The sequence below is a fragment of the Rheinheimera metallidurans genome, assembly GCF_036983985.1.
GTDB lineage: Bacteria > Pseudomonadota > Gammaproteobacteria > Enterobacterales > Alteromonadaceae > Alishewanella > Alishewanella metallidurans.
In genome coordinates, this window is record NZ_JALAHQ010000006.1 from 1 (window position 1) to 20338 (window position 20338).

19 protein-coding genes are annotated in these 20338 nt (G+C 44.9%); 3 read left to right on the top strand and 16 right to left on the bottom strand.

What is annotated here, in order from left to right:
- Window positions 1–368 precede the first annotated feature (368 nt).
- From MN199_RS13450 to MN199_RS13465, 4 genes are all read right to left on the bottom strand, one after another.
- Complete coding sequence (locus tag MN199_RS13450; RefSeq protein ID WP_335739776.1) at window positions 369–1043, bottom strand: hypothetical protein; 675 nt, start codon at window positions 1041–1043, stop codon at window positions 369–371.
- 114 nt (window positions 1044–1157) lie between these two features.
- Complete coding sequence (locus MN199_RS13455) at window positions 1158–1298, bottom strand: hypothetical protein (protein ID WP_335739777.1); 141 nt, start codon at window positions 1296–1298, stop codon at window positions 1158–1160.
- 408 nt (window positions 1299–1706) lie between these two features.
- Window positions 1707–2015, bottom strand: a complete 309-nt coding sequence (locus MN199_RS13460) for a hypothetical protein (RefSeq protein WP_215398979.1) — start codon at window positions 2013–2015, stop codon at window positions 1707–1709.
- 6 nt (window positions 2016–2021) lie between these two features.
- Window positions 2022–3053, bottom strand: coding sequence for an Arm DNA-binding domain-containing protein (locus MN199_RS13465; protein WP_335739778.1), 1032 nt, complete (start codon window positions 3051–3053; stop codon window positions 2022–2024).
- A 99-nt stretch (window positions 3054–3152) separates the two neighbouring features.
- Here MN199_RS13465 and MN199_RS13470 point away from each other — a divergent pair, with 99 nt between their 5' ends.
- Window positions 3153–3356: a helix-turn-helix domain-containing protein gene (locus MN199_RS13470; RefSeq protein ID WP_251372534.1), complete on the top strand. Its 204-nt coding sequence runs from the start codon at window positions 3153–3155 to the stop codon at window positions 3354–3356.
- A 19-nt stretch (window positions 3357–3375) separates the two neighbouring features.
- Here the strand turns inward: MN199_RS13470 and MN199_RS13475 are convergent, their stop codons facing one another.
- From MN199_RS13475 to MN199_RS13505, 7 genes are all read right to left on the bottom strand, one after another.
- A complete protein-coding gene (locus tag MN199_RS13475; protein WP_215398982.1) occupies window positions 3376–3672 on the bottom strand; it encodes a hypothetical protein in 297 nt (98 codons plus the stop codon).
- A 157-nt stretch (window positions 3673–3829) separates the two neighbouring features.
- Entirely contained in the window at window positions 3830–4240 is a 411-nt protein-coding gene (locus tag MN199_RS13480; protein WP_335739779.1) for a hypothetical protein, read from the bottom strand.
- 2 nt (window positions 4241–4242) lie between these two features.
- A complete protein-coding gene (locus MN199_RS13485; RefSeq protein WP_335739780.1) occupies window positions 4243–6435 on the bottom strand; it encodes a hypothetical protein in 2193 nt (730 codons plus the stop codon).
- Complete coding sequence (locus MN199_RS13490) at window positions 6428–8014, bottom strand: tyrosine-type recombinase/integrase (protein WP_335739781.1); 1587 nt, start codon at window positions 8012–8014, stop codon at window positions 6428–6430. Before MN199_RS13490 ends, MN199_RS13485 begins: the two co-directional genes overlap by 8 nt.
- 246 nt (window positions 8015–8260) lie before the next feature.
- Window positions 8261–9454, bottom strand: coding sequence for a site-specific integrase (locus MN199_RS13495; protein WP_215398986.1), 1194 nt, complete (start codon window positions 9452–9454; stop codon window positions 8261–8263).
- Between the two features lie 328 nt (window positions 9455–9782).
- The gene (gene ssb / locus MN199_RS13500; protein ID WP_132586492.1) at window positions 9783–10394 is read right to left on the bottom strand and encodes a single-stranded DNA-binding protein; all 612 of its coding nucleotides are present in this window, start codon (window positions 10392–10394) and stop codon (window positions 9783–9785) included.
- A 20-nt stretch (window positions 10395–10414) separates the two neighbouring features.
- Complete coding sequence (locus MN199_RS13505) at window positions 10415–11779, bottom strand: MFS transporter (protein ID WP_335739782.1); 1365 nt, start codon at window positions 11777–11779, stop codon at window positions 10415–10417.
- A gap of 224 nt (window positions 11780–12003) precedes the next feature.
- Between MN199_RS13505 and uvrA the strand changes: the two genes are divergently transcribed.
- Window positions 12004–14826: an excinuclease ABC subunit UvrA gene (gene uvrA / locus MN199_RS13510; RefSeq protein WP_335739783.1), complete on the top strand. Its 2823-nt coding sequence runs from the start codon at window positions 12004–12006 to the stop codon at window positions 14824–14826.
- Between the two features lie 54 nt (window positions 14827–14880).
- Here the strand turns inward: uvrA and MN199_RS13515 are convergent, their stop codons facing one another.
- The 5 genes from MN199_RS13515 to ccoG form a co-directional block, all read right to left on the bottom strand.
- Window positions 14881–15672, bottom strand: coding sequence for a putative porin (locus MN199_RS13515; protein ID WP_335739784.1), 792 nt, complete (start codon window positions 15670–15672; stop codon window positions 14881–14883).
- A gap of 255 nt (window positions 15673–15927) precedes the next feature.
- Window positions 15928–16572: a thiol:disulfide interchange protein DsbA/DsbL gene (locus MN199_RS13520; RefSeq protein ID WP_335739785.1), complete on the bottom strand. Its 645-nt coding sequence runs from the start codon at window positions 16570–16572 to the stop codon at window positions 15928–15930.
- Between the two features lie 20 nt (window positions 16573–16592).
- Window positions 16593–17225, bottom strand: a complete 633-nt coding sequence (locus MN199_RS13525; RefSeq protein ID WP_335739786.1) for a thiol:disulfide interchange protein DsbA/DsbL — start codon at window positions 17223–17225, stop codon at window positions 16593–16595.
- A gap of 49 nt (window positions 17226–17274) precedes the next feature.
- Window positions 17275–18270 carry a serine/threonine protein kinase gene (locus tag MN199_RS13530; protein ID WP_335739787.1) on the bottom strand — a complete coding sequence of 332 codons (996 nt, stop codon included), beginning with the start codon at window positions 18268–18270 and terminating at the stop codon, window positions 17275–17277.
- A complete protein-coding gene (ccoG, locus tag MN199_RS13535; protein ID WP_335739788.1) occupies window positions 18267–19697 on the bottom strand; it encodes a cytochrome c oxidase accessory protein CcoG in 1431 nt (476 codons plus the stop codon). The genes MN199_RS13530 and ccoG overlap by 4 nt, the downstream gene beginning before the upstream one ends.
- 265 nt (window positions 19698–19962) lie before the next feature.
- Between ccoG and MN199_RS13540 the strand changes: the two genes are divergently transcribed.
- On the top strand, window positions 19963–20325 hold the full coding sequence (locus tag MN199_RS13540) for a hypothetical protein (protein WP_335739789.1): 363 nt from the start codon (window positions 19963–19965) through the stop codon (window positions 20323–20325).
- The last annotated feature ends 13 nt before the right edge of the window (window positions 20326–20338 follow it).

Sequence of the window (20338 nt, forward strand, 5' to 3'; positions counted from 1 at the left end):
AACCAGATAATCCGATGAGATGCCGGTCTGTCTCACTCTCATGCAAAGGTAAGATCAACCATTTAATCCGCTTACCCCTAAAAATTAAGTGGACACTTAAATTAGAACACCTACCTGTGATCGCCGGACGCTTACTTTGAATTTTAATGTTACTTAGTTAATCCTTAAAGATTACGAGTTTGAGCTCGCCGTATCCCTACAAAACTCAGAGCAGACATTCATGAGTTTTAAAGTCTAAAGCAATATCTCCGCTTATCGCTCAAAGCGAAGAGCAGTGTGTGCCATAGCGATATATCTAGTTTAATATTACCTGCTCTTTAAATTCAGATGCGCTTTCCCTAATCGACCGCTCTGTAATAGCCAGGTCATTATGGGAGATACAAGGTACCATTGGCGTTGATGATCTTTAACCATTGTTCTGCTTTATCAACTGCACCAGCCATTTCTTCTTTAGTTAAAACTGACTGCGCCTGTTCTTGAAACCAGCTATAGCGTTTATACAACTCGTTATCGTCGGTAAGTTGTAAAATCATTTGATTAAACGCATAGGCTTGCAAGCGGCCATCTTCGCCGACCGTTTGCGCGTAATGCAGTTGCGATAGCCTGTTCAGCGCTCTGATACTGCCGTGCTGGGCAGCAGACTCCAAAAAATCGACTTGTTGCTTAACAAAGGCTGAGCGTTGGGCTACGTAGTCATCACGATTCAGCGTGCTATAGCTCTCTGCTTGCATATATTGATCGGGCGTTATCATGGCAATGGCTTCTTGAGCGGGTACAAAACCTCGACTGGCCGCTAATGCCAGGTTTGTATAAAACTGGCTACGCTGCACGCTATCAACACCTAAACAAAACTCATAGCGTGCGGTAATAGTGGTTACTGCAGCCCCATCGTCATTAAACTGATAGGCCTCTTGCAGACTTTCTTGTAAATCCGCGTCATCTACCGGCGTAAAACTGCAATGCCTCAGATTCATTCCCAGTATATAAGATGCCTCAGTATCGCCGCTTTCCGCGGCTAGTTTTAAGCTATAAAACTGTTCCAATAGCGTACTGTCTAATGTCCAGCTTGGCCTATTTACTACCCTAAGCTGGCCAGAGTGCGGTGTTTGCAGCTCTGCAACGATCCCAACAAGTGCTAAGTTGTCTTGCTTGGTAACTTACTCTGCCATAGGTAAAACCTTGGCTGGCATATCATCTTGAGATTGCTGGTGTAGATACCCGGTATGCTTAACAGATGTATCGTCATCTGCGCGGGCTAGCCATAGCATGATCACGGTGATTAGCAGAAGCAGAGCCAACGGCAAAAACCATAATAGCCACCCTGGCTTGAAGGATTAAACTGTTGCTTGCACAAATGCCCTTAATAACAAAACCGGAAAATATTCCTAAATAGGCATGCGCATTCACAAAACAAACAAGATCTGTCAACAATTAACTGCTGATAAAGATTACGGCGGGCAGGTGTTAACACTAAAAAAGTACCCAGGTGCTATAAAGTGCAACTTCAACATGGATTATTAGGTGGCAGAACATAATTAAACCCAAAGTCCGCTTTTCGCTCATAACTGACTGTCAGGGTTGACCGAAGCCTCCGCATATACAGTCAGATCTGATAATAGCTACTACACTTAAACTAAAATGAAAAGAATTGAGCATTACCCGTTAATGATTGCTCTTGATCAGACACTCACCTCTTTCGCCCAAGATCAGTGTAACATTATCCCTGCGGGGGAAAGGATTAGTTCCTCCTCCCATAGCGGCATAACAATATGGGCGAACCGCTCAAACAAGAGTTTTCGGTAACCCTCATCGTCGATTTGCAGTACAAAATGGTAACTGTTGAGCATGGTATAGATCCGTTGCTCATCGTAATCGACTCTCTCTACCGGTGTTGTCCTGATAAAGTGTGCGCCATATTTCTCAGATAGGCGCACACCATATACATAGCTAAAAGGAAAAAAATCATCTTTAACGAATGTGAATGCCAGCAGAAGACCTCCATCATTTTTCTTCATGGGACACTACTCCTGCGGGTTTAAAAGGTGTTGGGTCAATATTCGATGTATTGCCGGGCGATAAAACATACCGGTCTGGGAGCAGATCTGATTGACACTTAAACCTGACTCGAAGAGGTAAACGACGGATCCCCTCCTCAATGCACTTGCCCCGATCCCCGGAAATCCGGCGTGAGCGCATGCTTTTGGCCAACACTCTTTGTAGAGCCAAGCTAAATTGATGCGAAGCCTTTTACCCTGTGTATCAGTAAAGACGTGTTGATAGTTACCGGTCTTTTTCATCTGCACGAAGAGCAAACGCCGTGCATAAGGCACAACATTAATTTCCCGCCCAGCCACTCTGAACAACGATGCTTGCAAGTCGTAATCGGCCCATTTAAGTGTCAGCAGCTCTGACGCGGATATCCCGAGGTAATATTGCAAAAGAAAGTACTCCCGGTACTTCACAGGAAAATGATGTGCAATGCTGAGCATATCGCCATGGGTAAGCGGGAACCCACTTAATGCCGAAAAGTCTGGCTTAAATTGAAATGGTCTGGGAAATACGTAGGTTAGGGCTGCGCAATCTAACACATCAATCACCATGGCAATCGTATCCCTACGGTCGCGTTGACTGATGTTTAACACGGTACGTAACACCTCTATTAATTTCATGAGGTGGAACCCCAAGATCTCGTCGACTTTCTCTTTGCCAATACAGCCCATCGTGAGGTAAATCAGTTTACTGGGAAGCTTATAGCGGGCTCTGTCAAACTGATGGTTGTAAAATGACTCAAAGGTCGGGAGGCCTCTCCAGCCTGGCGAAATAAAGCGAGACTGCAATGCGTTGAACATCGATACGTTGCGGCTATGAGGAAAATGCAGCATGTAATCAAAGGTGCCTTGATGGAGTTCCTTCTGGATCTGTTGGTACTTGTTTTTAAGGCGTAAACGGTTCTCGGTAGAATCGGCATAGCCAGTGCTCTCACTGAACCGGCAACCCAGCATCTTCAATCGAAGAGTCAGCTTTCCTTCTGTATCGCGGATAATTGCTCTCATCTTTTTCCTCCAGCACCAGAAGATTGGTGCTCATTTTTTTGAAAACCGGTTATGATAGGAATTGGAACCTGAGGAGGGGTGATGATCCGGTACCACTTAATGACGTTAATCGAGCAAAAATCTATTCGTGATGGCGTAAAAATCACGTTGAAAGATGTTGCGCTAGCCACTGATATTCATCGTGCGACATTGTCACGGATGGTAAATATGCAGCACCGAAACGTCACGACCGAGACCATCGACCGCCTCTGCACCTACTTCGAGGTTCCCGTGGAGCAACTGATCGAGCATATTCCCGATTGATGATGCTCCAACAGGCCCACTAGTCAGGCCATTGGTCCATGCCGCGCTCCAAGTGCCGTAGAAGACGACCCTCAATATCCCCAAGTGACAGTGTTGAGAAATCCGGATCAATTTTGGATTGGCATTCCAGCCAGCAGTAAAGTGCTTCAGCATTGTTTTTCTCAGTACCTTGGCCCAAGAGCATGACTAGCCCTTTTCGCTGAGGGGAGATTTGCAGTGCGTTTAAGAGATACTCCTTAACATTGTTGAGGCGGGTTTGTTTGATTTTTAACGCAAACATTGATTGCGTCAGGATATTTGCCGATTGAGTCATCATCGCGTTTCTCCAACATCAAATCGAAACCATCCCTGGCAAACAGGCACATCCATGATCAGCACTTACTTAGCCATGTTCAGTTGCCTACCATGAATGTAGCTTTTATTCGACATATGTCAAATAAAAGCGACACGAAATGGTGAAAATTTCTCCAAATTTATCGCCTATCCAACGATCTTGCGGCAGTTTTCAAGCTTATACCCATTGGTTCATCAAGATCTAAGGGGTTAATTGCCCGCTTATGACAGTTGTGGATCCAACGGGTAAAGCGCTTCTCATACTCGACAACGCGAGCTTTAAGTTCGGCGTTTTCTTCCCGTAAGCGATCAAGTTCGCTATCCACTGAGCCGGCTTTCTGCACGCGGGTTTTCAGTGCCTTAAGGGCCTGCTTTGCCTCCTGATATTTTGTTTTAATACGCGGATTTGCACTAAGCGCTTGGCGGCTATAACCAAACGCTTTTTGCAGGTTTGCCCAGGACAATCCTGTCCCGAAGCACCCTGTTGCCCACTCATCAAGGAGCTGAACAATTTTTTGCTCTGCTTCATCAGTGATATATCTTGTCGTCATCCTTATACCTCGCAGGAATCACGACCATTGGGGAAGATTTGAACGATGTCACCCGGTTTGTGGTCAGGATCTTCCTCTATTGCTAATGCGGCATTGCATCCGTCTACCAAATCCTTGTGATGTAAATACCACGCATTGGCGCCGGTAAAGCCCTCCTGGGCATCTTCCAGTGCCCGGTCCATTTGTGCCTGCGCGATATTTCTACGTGTAGTCAGGCGGGCTATTTCCTGCTCATCTCCTTTTGTGCGCCGGTAATGCTTGCAGTTATGCAAGCAGGCGTAATGTAAGCCACAGGGCCCCTGAACATAGTCATGTCGGCAGCGACCAATATCCATGATATGTGAACTACCAAAGCTCTCCAGATCTTTGGCGAGCTCATTAGGCGTGAGCAAAGGAAAGCGGCGTGCTAATGCCGCAGCCTCCTCTAACGGCACATCCTGAGGCGTTTTGAAAACGGCGTTATTCACGTTTCTTAGTGCAGCTTCAACCGAGTTGGAAGGCAACCGATGGTTATATGCCTTGTTATCCCGGGTGCCTGAGCGCAGAAAGTTCTTCGCGATCTCCTCCTGCGAAAAAGCGTCCGACTCCTGCATGATAGTGTTTAGCAGATGCCTGAACTGATGTGTTCGCACTTCGGTATCGTGGTGGATATCTCTCAACTCAGGGAAGCTGTAACGCTCAAATACGTTGAGTATTCTGGCGCTATCACCGGATACACGCGAGACGTAATCACGACCATTGAAAAAATCCCGGATCTGCGTACCGGTAAGCGGCTCTGCAAACACGTTCAACATCTCTTTGGGCGTATACTGATCTTTAAAACGCAGTGTGATGATATTCCAAAGGGGAACCTTGATTTTTGCCATGCCGATCCCGTCTATCACTGGCCTGATGCGTTCCTTATAGGCATTACTAAAGCCCTGATGAATGTCGGCGACTTTGAAGTACGTGCTCTTGTGCTTTGAGCCTGGCGCTGGCATCACTCCATAGCGCTTTAGGGTCGTGATGGTATTACTTATCGACGACGCCCCTATAACCTCCATGATCTGCCGTGAGGTTAGCAACTCGTTGTCATCAAAGTGCATGAACTTGCTCCACTTGCCCTGCTCAAGCAGCATCCGGCAAACATCCCGTTGCTCACGAGAAAGGGCGATTAGCCGTTCAATTGCCGTGAAAATGATCTCTGTCATGCTGGGCGGAACAATTTTACTGTCCCAGACATATCGTTTTCTGGCCAGAACCCGGATCTTCAATAGCCGGCAATAGCGACCACTTTGTGGATCAAGTTCAGGCTCATACGCCATAAATTCATCCCGGGTCGGAATGCAGTTGAGATCCAGACTCACGAACTCATCCATCCTGAAACCGCAGGCCATCAAGATCACAGCCATGCAGGTGAGTGCTTTGTCACGCTCTTCCAGCTCGTCATAGTGTTGCCAGAGGGCAGAGAAGAAGACCAACACCTCGGTCTTGGGTAGCATTTCCGCACGTCGTTTGCGGATCTCGGGTGTGTTACGGGATTGAAGGTTGCCACCGTGCTTTGCACTGCGGCTAATTGGATTAACCCAACTCATTGGCATGACAGTTAAGCCAAGCTCTTGCATCCTATCAGCAATATAACTGAGCTTTTCGCCAGTCACATAAAGTGTGGAGCTCTTTTCGCCATGCTGAATGGCGAGTTTCATCGCTTCATCAAACAACCCGGGTGAGAATTGAATGACATGTTGGCAACCATGCAACTCACCGACTTCATACAAATAACGCAGTGCCCGCATCAAGACCATATGGGCATTGTGCCCAATAGGACGATTGGCATGTGCTGTCACAATCAACGCTTTTGCAAACGAGGCAAACGGCTCCGCAAAGGGTTTTTCATCGCCCCGTTTTTGTTTGACGCCCTTTTTGAGCCCAGAGCGCTGAGTGAAAAGCACATAACTTCGTTCGGCTAAACCTCTGGCCATAACCGTAGGTTCAAAGCCCGTGATGTCCCAAATGTGATGATGCCAATCAACTTGGCCTTTAAAGACCAGCGCACATAACTTTTGCCCCAAATCGACTAACTGAGCAAAGTTCTCTTCGCAGTTCTGTGTTGGCGACCACAAACGAGCAATGTTATCTAGCGGAGTATCCCGCTCTTCAACACTGATATCGGGCAGTAACGTGTATGTCAGTTTCAGTGTGCTGGTCTTACTCATGATCCACCTCCAGACGACGAACGAGTTCATTGCATGCGTTGATATGCGGCACGGTATAGAATCCGGGGGGCGCATCGTCCCCGAATTTATCCCTCACTTCGTTTTGCATTGCCATTAGCACTTCCTGATGAACTGAGATGTCATTGGATGCTTCAAACTTATTGCAGCCATAACAGGAATAGGGGGGTTGCAATGAACAGGGAGAGCCCTTGGCACAAAGGCCAATGCCAACAAGCTTTTTTAGCGAGTCAGGGCCGAAGACGGTATTGATGTTGTTTCGTTTCACCAGCTCCTTTAAGGTGATTTTCCCCTCAAAGAATGCGAGGTGATCACCGAAATGTTTCTGGTAAACCGCGTCAACACGCAGGGCGAAGTTCACCCCTAGCTGGTAGTACACCATGATATGCTGCAGATCTTCATGATCTAGCAATTCCATCAACACAATCGCCGGCGCTCCCATCAATGCAGCGTGGGTCGCAAAGGTCTTACGAAGACGTCTTGGCGTTAATTTTAAGTCCAGAGCAGGCAGTCCTTGACTCACTCGCGATTCATCAATGAACGCTATGACGTCACCAGGTGCATCCTTAAAAAATGTGTGCCCAGGCGATGCTTCAAACCTCTCAAAAGTGGCCTGCCGTTTTCGCCTTCCATTGTCAGTTCTTCCGATGAAAAGCAGTTGCTCTTCGTTACTAGCCATCAACTGACTTGAGAATAAGTCACCGTAATTGACAGAAATGAGTTGCTCCAACAACTCTCCTAAGAACACTGGTAAGACACGTGACTTAAACTGTGTTCGAGGCAACGTATAGCGTTTTTTAACGGAGGGGACGTTCAACAAGTATGTTTTATTGCCTGTCTCTTCATCAACGTTGACAGAGAAATCTGACGTCATCAGCAGCAGCAGTTGCCTAGGCCTTACCCCCAACACCACAAACATCCAGGTTGCGACGAGCTTGGGGAAGATAGGGTGGTAAGGGGTAATACGCTGACGACACTCATAAAGCGCTTTGCGTAACAAAGTTAGCTCATCCGAGCGAAGGGGCGATCGTCCCTCCATGTAGACCATGACGTCCATGCCCTTATGATTGCCTTTAAAATACAACTTGGAGAGCACCTGACAGGTTTTGCGTTCAAAGAGTGACAGCCCTAAGTGGTATGAACGTAAATACCAGTGTCTGATCAGGTTTAACGTGGACTCGTCATCGTTATTCCTGTTCGACACGACAAAGTCAAAGATGTAATCACTCAGTTGAGAAGCGATGTCCTGCTCGTCTTCCCATTCATCAACAAAATGGCAAAGCTGCCTGAGCACCTTTAAAAAACGCATCACTGAATCCGGAGCCAGTTTGCTCAGGAAGTACTCGAATGCGTATTTGATCTGACTGAGAAGCTCATCAGGATATCGACTCAATAGTGTCCAATTCAAAGCGACGGGATGGCTCTCACCAATCTGCCAGACTTCACCAGAGGTATCTATTCGCCGGGAACGACTCATGATAAACGCCTTGTTAAACAAGGGTCTTTCAATAGAGGGGATAATCGCGTTGGGTTTCAGTCTAGCGCGGGTTGCTTGTGTCATGGGCTCTTACCTCATCAGCCATGAAGTACCCCTCCCTACTAAAACAGGGCTTTGAGTAACTTCGAGTTTATATGGCTAAGTAAGGTAATTGCGTCTAAATTGAACGACGCTTTACACAAACAATCAAATTGATCCGTCTTTAAATGAGCATAACCTGATGATTACCATCAGCCTGATCCTCGGCCTTAGCTGACAATCCTGGTCAACCTTCAAGTAGAACATTCCGTCTCCTAGCGGAAATGTTGTTTACAAAATAAACCGTGATGAAATTTTTTGCAAGTATTGCGCCGCTAAAATTTCTCTAGAACGTTTGGTGTAATTTTTCCCCTGCTCACTATCTGAAGTCCAACCACACAACTCTCGCTGCATATTTTTAAATTCTTCTGAGCCCACCTCAAGACCAGATTCCAAAACGATTAAGTCGTTAAAGGTGTGCCTGAATTGGTAGAGAAGAAGATCATGAAACATCTCAGGATCCAGCTTACGAATGCGTTCACAAATATGATACAAACCACTATATGTCATGGGCTGCGGATCTTTAAGAGAGTTTAGTAGCAAGTATGGAGGGGCCTTAGCTACAATTTTGCCACGTTGTTTGCGTTCACTGTTAATGTAGGTATCGACCATTTGTGCAACTTTATCGCTGATCGGAATATCACGGGTATAGGTTTTGACATTTGGCGGGTTGGCCCGCGGATCTAAATCCAGAGTGGTGTTCTGAGTTAACCGAAGTGCATAGCCATATGACTTTCTGACTAATGCATCGGGACGCATCGACAGAAGCTCCCCTTCACGGACACCAGTCAGGATCAGAATGTGAACAACAAGTTGGTTTCGCAATCTGACCCTCTTTTGAAATGGGTTTTGTGGATTCTCAGGATTAACCCACCACAATATTTTAGTCACTTGCTCGTCAGTCAACCCATACCGTTGTTTCCCATGTTTTAATCCCCCTCGCTCAATCAAGAGTTGGCGGAACTGGGTAATGAAGTTTCTCATGTTACCAGCGTAGGGATCTGATCTCTTTCGCGTGCCAGCGAAGACATGTCCGAGAAACTGCAGATAGTGAATAATTTTATTAGCACGATGTCGATAAGTTTCTGTGCCAATGAACGTGTTCACAGCGGCTTCGATGGTTGCAGGTGCCTGTGTCGGGGCGTTAACCCGGTAACGAAGATCCTCTTTAAAAGAATCCATTTCGAGGAAACTCAAAAACTCGCCACTTTTCATCCGTTCGAGTAGATCGATATTCTGCTTTTCTGCCCACTCATAAATTTTTGTAACTGCACGAGCGACATCTAAGCGGTAGGAGTGGGAGCGTGCACGGAAGCGGGCAACATACATGTTGATATCAATAGGAGGCATACCGTCTTTGTCACATACGATCACTTCACGATCACCATGCGACTCGACTTCTATGAGGCGAACAGAATAAGCCATTGCATCACTCCAGACAACCTAACAACAAGTTGGAAGTATAGCACTGATTTTAAAGGTATTTCAGTTTTGAAAAACTTGGTTTTATTGTCACGAAAAAACGTCATTTCAGATGCTTTTCAACATACAAAAAGCGGTTAAAAACCTACTTTTGTCGCAAACAATCGACGTCTTTACACTCGTCTTTACATTTTAAAACAGAAGAAAATCCCAAAAACCAAGCTGAATTACCTAAAAGGTAAACAACTTGATTTCTGGCTATAACCTGCTAATGTATAAAGTAAATTTCCGTTTTATCTTAAATCGTCTTTACAAAATACAAACTGTAAACCTAGAACGGAATATCGTCGTCAAAGTCGATTGGCGGTTCCATTGGCGCGCGTTGTGGCTGTGCTGGTTGCTGGTAACCCTGTTGTGGTTGAGCTGCTGGGCGTTGTGGCTGAAAGCCGCCTTGCTGCTGTGGTGCAGCTTGTTGGTAACCACCGCTTTGCGGTTGAAAGCCACCTTGTTGTGGTGCCTGCTGATAACCGCCTTGCTGTTGTGGTGCGGCTTTTTGGAAGCCACCTTGCTGGCCGCCGCCCATACCGCCTTGTTGTTGGTTGTCACCACGGCCGTCTAACATCTGTAGCTCATTGGCAATAATCTCTGTGGTGTAACGCTCTACACCATCTTTATCTTGCCACTTACGGGTTTTCAGCTTGCCTTCAATATAAACTTTGCTGCCTTTACGCAGGTATTCACCGGCAATTTCGGCTAAACGTTGGTAAATTACCACCCGATGCCATTCGGTTTGTTCTTTCTTTTCATTGCTAGCTTTATCAGTCCAGCTTTCTGAAGTGGCTACGGTTAAATTAGCTACTGCACCGCCTTGTGGCATATAACGCACTTCTGGATCAGTGCCCAGATTACCAATCAAAATAACTTTATTAATGCCACGCGCCATGCGAGTTCTCCAAAAAAATATTAAGCCTTAGCGGCGGCAATCATTGTTTGTGCCTGCGCCGTATCAAATTGTGCTGAGCTAACTTTTAAATAACAACGCTGCTCGGCCAGTATTAATGTTACTTCTTGTACACCGGCTAGGGTGCTAAGTTTTGCTGCCAGTTGCTCGGCAGCTAATTCTGTTTCTACCGCGACGGCTAACGATAATCGTTGCGCGCGCTGAGGAATAATCAGTGTACTGGCAACCAGTAACCAAAGTAAACCTATTACCGCTAACACCATAAACAGCATTTGATTACCAAACTGCTGCACTACCGCGCCACCAATTACACCGCCTAAAAAGGCACCAAAAAACTGACTGCTAGAATAAATCCCCATCGCACTGCCGCGTTGCCCAGCAGGCGCAATACGTGAAACTAGAGCGGGCAAACTGGCTTCTAAAAAATTGAAACCAATAAAAAACAACAACATACCGATAACTAAGCCAGTAAAGTTGCCCAATAATAACACCGTTAGCACGGCACTAATAAGTAAGGCAATCGCGAATAAAAAGAAGCCCTTTTCTTGTGCTTTGCGCATCGCAATAATCATCATTGGTATCATTAATACAAATGAGCCTACTAATATCGGTAAATAAAACTGCCAATGTTTAACTGAATCTAAGCCGGTGTTGGTTAATAATTGCGGTAACGCAACAAAGGTAGCGGTTAGCATTAAATGCAATAACATAACGCCAAGATCTAGCTGAACGAGCTGCCGATTTTTTAGCATTTTAGCTAGGCTTTGCGGCAAGGCCAGCGTTTCGGCCATCGGCGCTTTTTGCACACTTTTAGGCACGACAAACCAGACCAACGCCATAGCCACTAGCGCCAAAATAGCGGTAAACCAAAACACTCCACTTAAACCAGCTAAGCGCGCGACTAAGGGCCCAACAACCATAGCAACAGCAAAAGATAAACCAATGCTGACGCCGATAATAGCCATTACTTTTGGCCGTTGTTCTTCGCGGGTTATGTCGGCCGCTAAGGCTAATACTGCTCCGGCGATGGCGCCACCACCTTGTAAAATGCGGCCCAAGGTTACCATGTAAACCGAATCGGCTAACGCTGCGACCACCGAGCCTAATGCAAATAGTACTAAACCACCCAGCATAACTTTATGCCGGCCGATACGATCTGATAACCACCCCATGGGAATTTGTAAAATGGCTTGCGTTAAACCATAGGCCCCGATGGCAATACCAATCCATAACGGAGAAAACCCAGCGAGCTCGCTGCCATATAGTGCAAACACCGGTAACAGCATAAATAAGCCTAGCATCCGGCTAGAGAATACTAAGGCTAAGGCTACCGCGGCACGTTTTTCTAAAGAGTTTAGTTGCTGCATCAGATCAGAATTAACCGTTAAATTAAGCGCGCTAGTGTAGCACACAATAGCCAGGTTTTAACCGCGTTTAGCGTTATTTGCCACCTAACGTGAGCTAAGCTTATTATCAAGTAAAGCAAACCATTGCTCGGTTTATAGCGTATAAACAGTGGTTTTTTCTTAGCCGCTTGTAGTGTATATTTGTACAGCTTCAGCGCTTTCACCGCCCGCAACTGGAAACCGTAATGGATAAAATTGATATTCGGGGTGCCCGCACCCACAATCTGAAAAATATTTCTTTAGTTATTCCTCGTAACCAATTGGTTGTTATTACGGGCTTATCTGGTTCTGGCAAGTCGTCATTAGCCTTTGATACATTATATGCTGAAGGCCAGCGTCGGTATGTTGAATCGCTTTCAGCCTATGCGCGGCAGTTTTTAAGTTTGATGGAAAAACCCGATGTTGATCATATTGAGGGCTTATCGCCAGCCATTTCTATCGAGCAAAAATCAACCTCGCACAACCCGCGCTCGACGGTCGGTACAATTACCGAAATTTACGATTACCTGCGTTTATTGTTTGCCCGAGTAGGCGAGCCGCGCTGCCCAACCCATGATTTGCCGCTAGCCGCACAAACTATTAGCGAAATGGTTGATAAGGTAACGACCTTTGCTGAAGGTACAAAATTAATGGTGCTGGCCCCCGTAGTACAAGAGCGTAAAGGCGAGCACGTTAAAACCTTAGAAAGCCTTGCTGCACAGGGCTATATTCGTGCCCGTATTGACGGTGAAGTATGTGATTTATCTGATCCACCTAAATTAGATTTACAGAAAAAACACACCATTGAAGTGGTTATTGACCGAATTAAGGTGCGTGATGATATTAAAACCCGGTTGGCCGAATCCTTTGAAACCGCATTGAGTTTATCTGGCGGCGTGGCCAAGGTGGCCTTTATGGACGACCCTGACGCCGAAGAATTAGTGTTTTCAGCTAATTTTGCCTGCCCAAGTTGTGGCTATTCCATGCATGAACTTGAACCACGCCTATTTTCGTTTAATAACCCGGCCGGTGCTTGCCAAAGCTGTGATGGCCTTGGTGTAAAACAATATTTTGATGCCAATAAAGTGATTGTTAGTGACGAGCTAAGTTTAGCCGGTGGCGCAATTCGCGGCTGGGACAAGCGTAACTTCTATTATTTTCAGATGTTAAAATCGCTAGCGGATCATTACGACTTTAAATTAGATGTGCCATTTAACGCGCTAGAAAAACACCAACGCGAGGCCATTTTACGCGGCAGCGGCAATACGGTAATCGACTTTAAATACCTAAATGACCGTGGCGATATTGTACAACGTAGCCACCCGTTTGAAGGCATTTTGCCAAATATGGAACGGCGTTACCGTGAGACTGAATCTAATTCAGTACGCGAAGAACTTAGTAAGTACCTTGCCCATCAATCTTGCCCTAGCTGCAACGGCACTCGGCTGCGTGAAGAGGCTCGGCACGTATTTATTGGCAAAACTAATCTACCGCAAATTGTTGAATTGTCGATTGGCGATTGCATGGCGTTTTTCCAGCAACTAAGCCTAACAGGACAACGTGCACAGATAGCCGAAAAGGTACTAAAAGAAATTCAAGACCGGCTGAGCTTTTTGGTTAACGTTGGGCTTAACTACTTAAACCTGTCACGCAGCGCCGAAACCTTATCTGGCGGTGAAGCACAGCGCATTCGGTTAGCCAGCCAGATTGGCGCCGGTTTAGTCGGCGTAATGTATGTGCTAGATGAACCCTCTATTGGTTTGCACCAACGTGATAACGATCGCTTGTTAGGCACGCTTAAGCACTTACGCGATCTGGGTAACACCGTAATTGTGGTAGAGCACGATGAAGACGCAGTGCGCATTGCTGACCACATCATTGATATTGGCCCAGGCGCCGGCGTGCATGGTGGCCATATTGTTGCTCAGGGCACCTTAGCCGAGGTTATGGCAGAGCCTGCCTCGCTAACTGGTCAGTACTTATCCGGCAGTCGAAAAATTGAAATACCACAACAACGACATAAGCCGGCTGATAAATGGTTAGAAGTATTAGGTGCAACGGGTAACAATTTAAAGAATGTTGATATTGCCATTCCGTTTGGCCTAATGACCTGCATTACCGGCGTGTCGGGTTCGGGTAAATCTACATTAATTAACGATACCTTATTTCGCGTGGCACATCGGGTGCTAAATAAAGGTGAAGGCGATGACCCCGCAGCACATCGTGAGATTAAAGGTTTAGAGCATTTCGATAAAGTTATCGATATTGATCAAAGCCCCATTGGCCGAACACCACGCTCAAACGCCGCTACCTATACCGGTATTTTTACCGCAGTACGCGAGTTGTTTGCTGGCACGCAAGAAGCGCGTTCGCGCGGTTATCAGGTTGGTCGGTTTAGCTTTAACGTAAAAGGTGGCCGCTGCGAAGCCTGCCAAGGCGATGGCCTTATTAAAGTAGAAATGCACTTTTTACCCGACGTCTATGTGCCGTGCGATGTATGCAAAAGTAAACGTTACAACCGTGAAACACTGGAAATAAAATACAAAGGTAAAAATATTCACGAAGTACTGGATATGACGGTTGAAGATGCACTGGAGTACTTTAAGGCTATTCCCGCCATTAACCGCAAACTGCAAACCTTAACCGATGTAGGCTTAAGCTATATTAAGTTGGGCCAATCGGCGACCACGTTATCAGGCGGTGAAGCACAGCGGGTTAAATTAGCGCGCGAACTAAGCAAACGCGACACCGGTAAAACACTGTATATTTTAGATGAGCCTACCACCGGCTTACACTTTTACGATATTCAGCAATTACTTAACGTATTACATCGCTTGCGTGATCACGGCAACAGCATTGTGGTTATTGAGCATAATTTAGATGTGATTAAAACCGCCGACTGGATTATCGACTTAGGCCCAGAAGGTGGTAGTGGCGGCGGTGAAATATTAATTGCCGGTACACCAGAGCAGGTTGCAGCTTGCGAAACCTCTTATACTGGCCATTATTTAAAACCGTTATTAGCCTAAATAAAAACGGGGCACAAATAGTGCCCCAAAACGCTAGTATGAAACTAATAAAACCTAGAACTGGCCAGTTACGCCAACATTGTAGCTTTTAAGCTCAGAGTTGTCGGCATTGCCACTGTACGCAACTTGTAATGCCCAGTTTTGGTTAAAGTAATGCTTGGCATTTAAACTATAAAAATCGCTTTTACCGTAAGAAACACCGACTGAAGTCATGCTAGAGAAGTAGTAATCTGCTTGCGCATCCCAAAATGTGTCATCGAATCTACGATCGATAGACACACCTGCAGCGATATAACGGCCTTCGTCTAAGCTAGCAAAGTATTTGCTACCGATACCATATACATCAAAGTCATCATTAGTGTATGCACTAAAACCAATATAGTCGTTACCTGCTAATCGGTGATTATATTTAGCTGAAAACAGATAATCGGTACTACTTTCCTCTGGTTTTATTGCTTCAGCTTTAACCAAAAAATCATCAGAAATTAAATAACCGATGCCAACTGCCGTTGCATCAGAATCACCATTACGCGTATGTCGAGCAGATACAACAAACTTATTATCAGTGAAATATTCACCACCAACAATCCAACTATTTGCACCAGATGCGCGAGCGAATCCGGCACTAACGTTAGTTACTTTATTGATATATTCAAACTGATCTAATGGGCCTAAAGTTTGTTTTTTATCAAAAAAATACTGGCCTTCTAATCTCCAGATATTTTGACTATTGCCAGCAAAGCGCACGTGGTCAACGTTCAGACCAGTGAAAACCTGGTACTCTTCAGCAGACACCGCTGCGGCTGCAGTAATTGCAATTACTGGTAATATGTATTTTAGCGCCATTATTAAATTTCTCTAAGTTGGTGATGACGGCGCGCATCATACAGATCACACTTCTAAATGTAAATTAAAAGCACCAAAAAGCAAAACGAATGCCACTTTCGGTTACAGTGCGCCCGCACTTGTTAACATTGGCTAAATTATGAAGCTGTCGATAAAAATAAAGCAGGGTAGCAAATACTTTGCTACCCTGCTTTATTCTAACTGCGCTTAGTACAGCAAAGTACTTAGCGCACTTTAGGTTGTACGCAGTAATTATTAACTAGCGGCGTTTTCTTTTTCTAGCAAGAAATTAATTAATTCTAGTAATTCAGTTTCTAAATTATTGCGGTTTAATGCCGCCTGATTAATCTTGTATTTACCGCTAACAATTAGCATGGGTACACCATTTAACACCCGGCTTTCTGACAGTTCTTCTTGTTCTTTTTTCATCTGGCTAGCCGCACCGCGCACGGAGAAGCTTTTCATCGCCTTGTCATAGGTTTCAGCGTCGATATCATTCAATAATATTAAGCTTCGGATCTCGCCCTCATTACTAAATGGCGCACGATTACGATGAATTTGATTAAAGAATGCACTAGCAATAGCGTCACCCTTACCTAAGCCTTTCGCCACTATATATGCGCGTGTCATCGCATTTTGTAGTTCAGGTGAGGCTGCGCGAATAAAGTCGACATGAGATTTTTTAAACTCAACACCCTCGGGTAGTTTTTTCGCTACGCTTTGTGCTACCGGTTCAAATGCATTACAACCACCACAATAAAATGAAAAATACTCTTTTACTTCAGCCTTAGGCGAAGCTTTAGCTGCAATAACTTCATAGTGCTTACCTTCAACAAAGGTTGCCGCATTGATACTGGTTAGTGGCAATAATAATGCTAACGCGATAAATATACTTTTCATCTGTTGTTATACCCTTATGGCTATTTTTCTAATAGAAATGCAATTAAGTCTTGTAACTCTTGTTCAATATTATGCGCGTCCAACTCGCCAAGGTTAATTCTATATTTACCGTTAACCAGTAACATAGGCACCCCAGTTAGTACTCGGCGCGCAGCGAGGTCATTTTGCTCGTTTTTCATTTGCTTAACCGCCGCCGTAACCTGCGCGCTTTGCAGCGCTTGGTCGTACACTTTAGCGTCTAAGTCGTTAATCAACATCAGCTGACGAATGTCAGCCGCATCATTAAACACCGCATGGTTTCGATGAATATGATTAAAAATAGCCATAGCTATTTTATCGCCTTGCTGCTGCGAATTAGCAACCACATAGGCTCTTGTTAATAACTCTTGGATTTCTGGCGGTGCAGAGCGCATAAAATCGACATGCATTTTTTTAAACGCCGTACCTTCTGGCAGTTTGTGCTCTACATTTTGCATAAATGGTTCAAATTGATAGCAATGCGGGCAGTAAAACGAGAAAAACTCTTTAACTTCAGGTGTTGTAGTTTGAGTATCGGCAACCACGTCGTATTGCTTGCCTTCGACAAACCTTGGCTCAGCGCAAGCGGTAAGCGAAGTTAGTAAAGCGAGTATTAAAATAAATTTATTTTTCATTATGCGCGTTGTCCTCAGCATGAGCTTGCTAGCGCAGCTTAACAAAAACTCAGTAATCTGGCACTAAAGAAAGAGGGGCTTGTTGGAGAAAAAACAATTGTTCTTTTAACACCAAGCATTGTTGTTCCCAGTATTTGTCTGTTGCAAACCACGGAAAGTTCATTGGAAAAGCGGGGTCTTGCCAACGGCGCGCTAACCATGCCATGTAATGCACCATCCGCATAGCTCTTAATGGCTCAATGAGCCTTAACTCTGCAGGATCAAATTCGTAGTATTGCTCATATTCTTCTAGCATTAGCTCTAGCGTGTCGCGTTGTTGTTGGCGGTCGCCTGATAGCATCATCCATAAATCTTGTATTGCCGGGCCACTGCGACAATCATCTAAGTCAACAAAAAACGGCCCTTGGTCGACATAAAATAAATTACCGGCGTGGCAATCGCCATGCAAACGGATCATACGTTTTGGTTGGTATTGCGCAATACAAAGCGCAATAACTTGTTCTAGCACCGCATCAAAAGCTGGACGTATATAACTAGGAATATAAGGTAAGGCGTTAAGTACTTGCTGGCTTTGTAATAGCTGGCTTTCAATAGTAAAGGCTGGCCGATGTACAAATTTTTTCGCATTGCCCACCAAATGCAGTCGGCCTAAAAAGCGTCCTAACATGGCCAGCTGCTCGTCGTTATCCACTTCAAGCGTACGGCCACCACGGCTGGGGAACAAGGCAAAATAGTACCCCATATACTGCTGCAACGACTGGCCATTAATGACAAACGGTGCAACGACAGGTATATCGGCGGCAGCTAACTCAAAGGCAAAGCTATGTTCTTCTAATAACTGTTGTTCGGTCCAACGTTGTGGTCGATAAAACTTAACGACATATTTCTCGGGCCGCAGCCCATCCGCGACATAGGCACTAAACTGATAAACTCGGTTTTCGTAACTATTTAGCGCCAACAAGCCAGAGCTAACATCTAAACCACAATGAGTAAGTGCATCAAGGATCAGATCTGGCTGTAGGGTACTAAAATCAAATACGCTCATCGACTGCCTAGAAAAAACTTAGTCGATTGCTGTAGCTGCACATCAGCTTCGCCTTGCTGTTGTACGGTAAAAGTAACAGGAATAGTATTTAGCTCAGTACTGTAGGGATCTAGCGCCAAGCTAATAGTAACACTGCGCGTTTCACCACCTTGTAAGCTAACTTGTTGCATACCAATCCACTGGAAACTCATTTCAGCAGCAACGCTAATATCAAACACCGTTGCTCGCTGCGATTTGTTAGAAATACTTAAGGTGTAGGTATTTTCAACTAAACCTGTGTCGGTTAAACGGAACAATGAGCCTCGGTCACGAATAATATTCATTTCCAGCGGCACCCGGGTGTATAAAGTCCAAATAAAGGCTGACGTCACCGCAACCAGCACCAGAATATATCCCAGCAGTTTGGGCCTTAATATGCGCGTCGGCTTGCCATTTAAGCTGTGCTCAGTGGTGTAGCGAATAAGGCCTGTCGGGTAACCCATTTTATTCATGGTGTCGTCGCAAGCATCAACACAGGCACCGCAATTAATGCATTCGTACTGCAAGCCGTTACGAATATCAATACCGGTGGGGCAAACATGCACACAAAGATTACAATCAATACAATCGCCTAAGCCTTTGGCTTTGTAGTCTTTATCTTTACGGCTACGCGGGCCTCGGTTTTCACCGCGTTTTTCATCATAGGTTACCGTAAAAGTATCTTTATCGAACATTGCTGATTGAAAACGAGCGTAAGGGCAAATATGCGTACACATAATTTCACGCATCCAGCCGGCATTACCGTAGGTACATAGCGCAAAAAACCATACTGAAACAACCGCCCAAAACCCGGCTTCAAAAGTGAAAAACTCAATAAATAACGTATCGACTGGCGTAAAGTAGCCAACAAAGATAAGTGCAGTAAGCAGCGAAAACGCTAGCCAACAAAAGTGAGTAGCTGCTTTTTTAAAAAATTTACTTGCCGTCCAAGGATCGGCGTCTAGCTTCATTCGCTGATTACGTGTGCCCTGTATTTTTTCTTCGAACCAAATAAAAATAAAGGTCCATACCGTTTGCGGACATAAATAACCGCACCACACGCGACCATAAAATGCGGTGATAAAAAATAGCCCATAAGCGGCGATGATAAAAATCCACGCTAGAATGGTAAAGTCTTGCGGCCATAAGGTTAAGGCAAAGATATTAAATTTCTGCTCTGTTATATCCAATAAAATGGCTTGATTACCGTCATATTTAAGCCATGGCAACAGCATAAATAGCCCTAAAAACGCAAAGCCAATATAACGCCGAATAAGTTGGTGCAAACCTTTAACAGCACGCACGTATATCCGATCTCTTGGTTTGTAATTTGACGTTTTAGCTGCGTCAGGTGTGTGTACTTCTACATGCACTGGGATATTTTTAATATCTATTTTTTGCTGATCCACCGATGACCCCATTACTGCCGGTTGCAAGATTTGCAGAGTATAACAGCTTACGTGCTGATTTTTTTGACCTACAACAAGGCAAAATTTATGTGTAAAATAATTCTGACAGCAATTAGATGGTTTTTGCAGCAAAATTGGCAACCGCGTTAATTACTAGAGTAAGCTGTGTAAACAACACTGAAAACGAACAGATATCTTTTTGCTACGATGCAGTCTGCGCTACTATTCGATACAATGGCCACAAAGTAGCTTGAGGTATAAAGTAATGAAAAAGTTTTTTTTGCTAGTGGTAATTGTGTTGTTACTCATTACATTTTCAGACACTGATATGCTAAGGCCATATCGAGATCAGTTATACGCACTGATTCAGGATAACGTGCCCTCTGCCGGTGACAACAAAGATGCGGCATTACGCAAAATACAGAAACAACTATTAACCTTGTCGGAACAATGGGGCGAGGAGCAGCGAGCTTTCTTGGAAAAAGCCAGTAGCAGCATCGAAAATATAAAAAAGTTTCATCGTAACTACTGCATAAATAACGACTTTAATCCAATTTTGTTTGGTGACCCGCTAAAACAAAGTTGCGTAGTGATTGAAAACAATTATGACAATTTACTTAAACCTTAAACAGAGAGCTTTT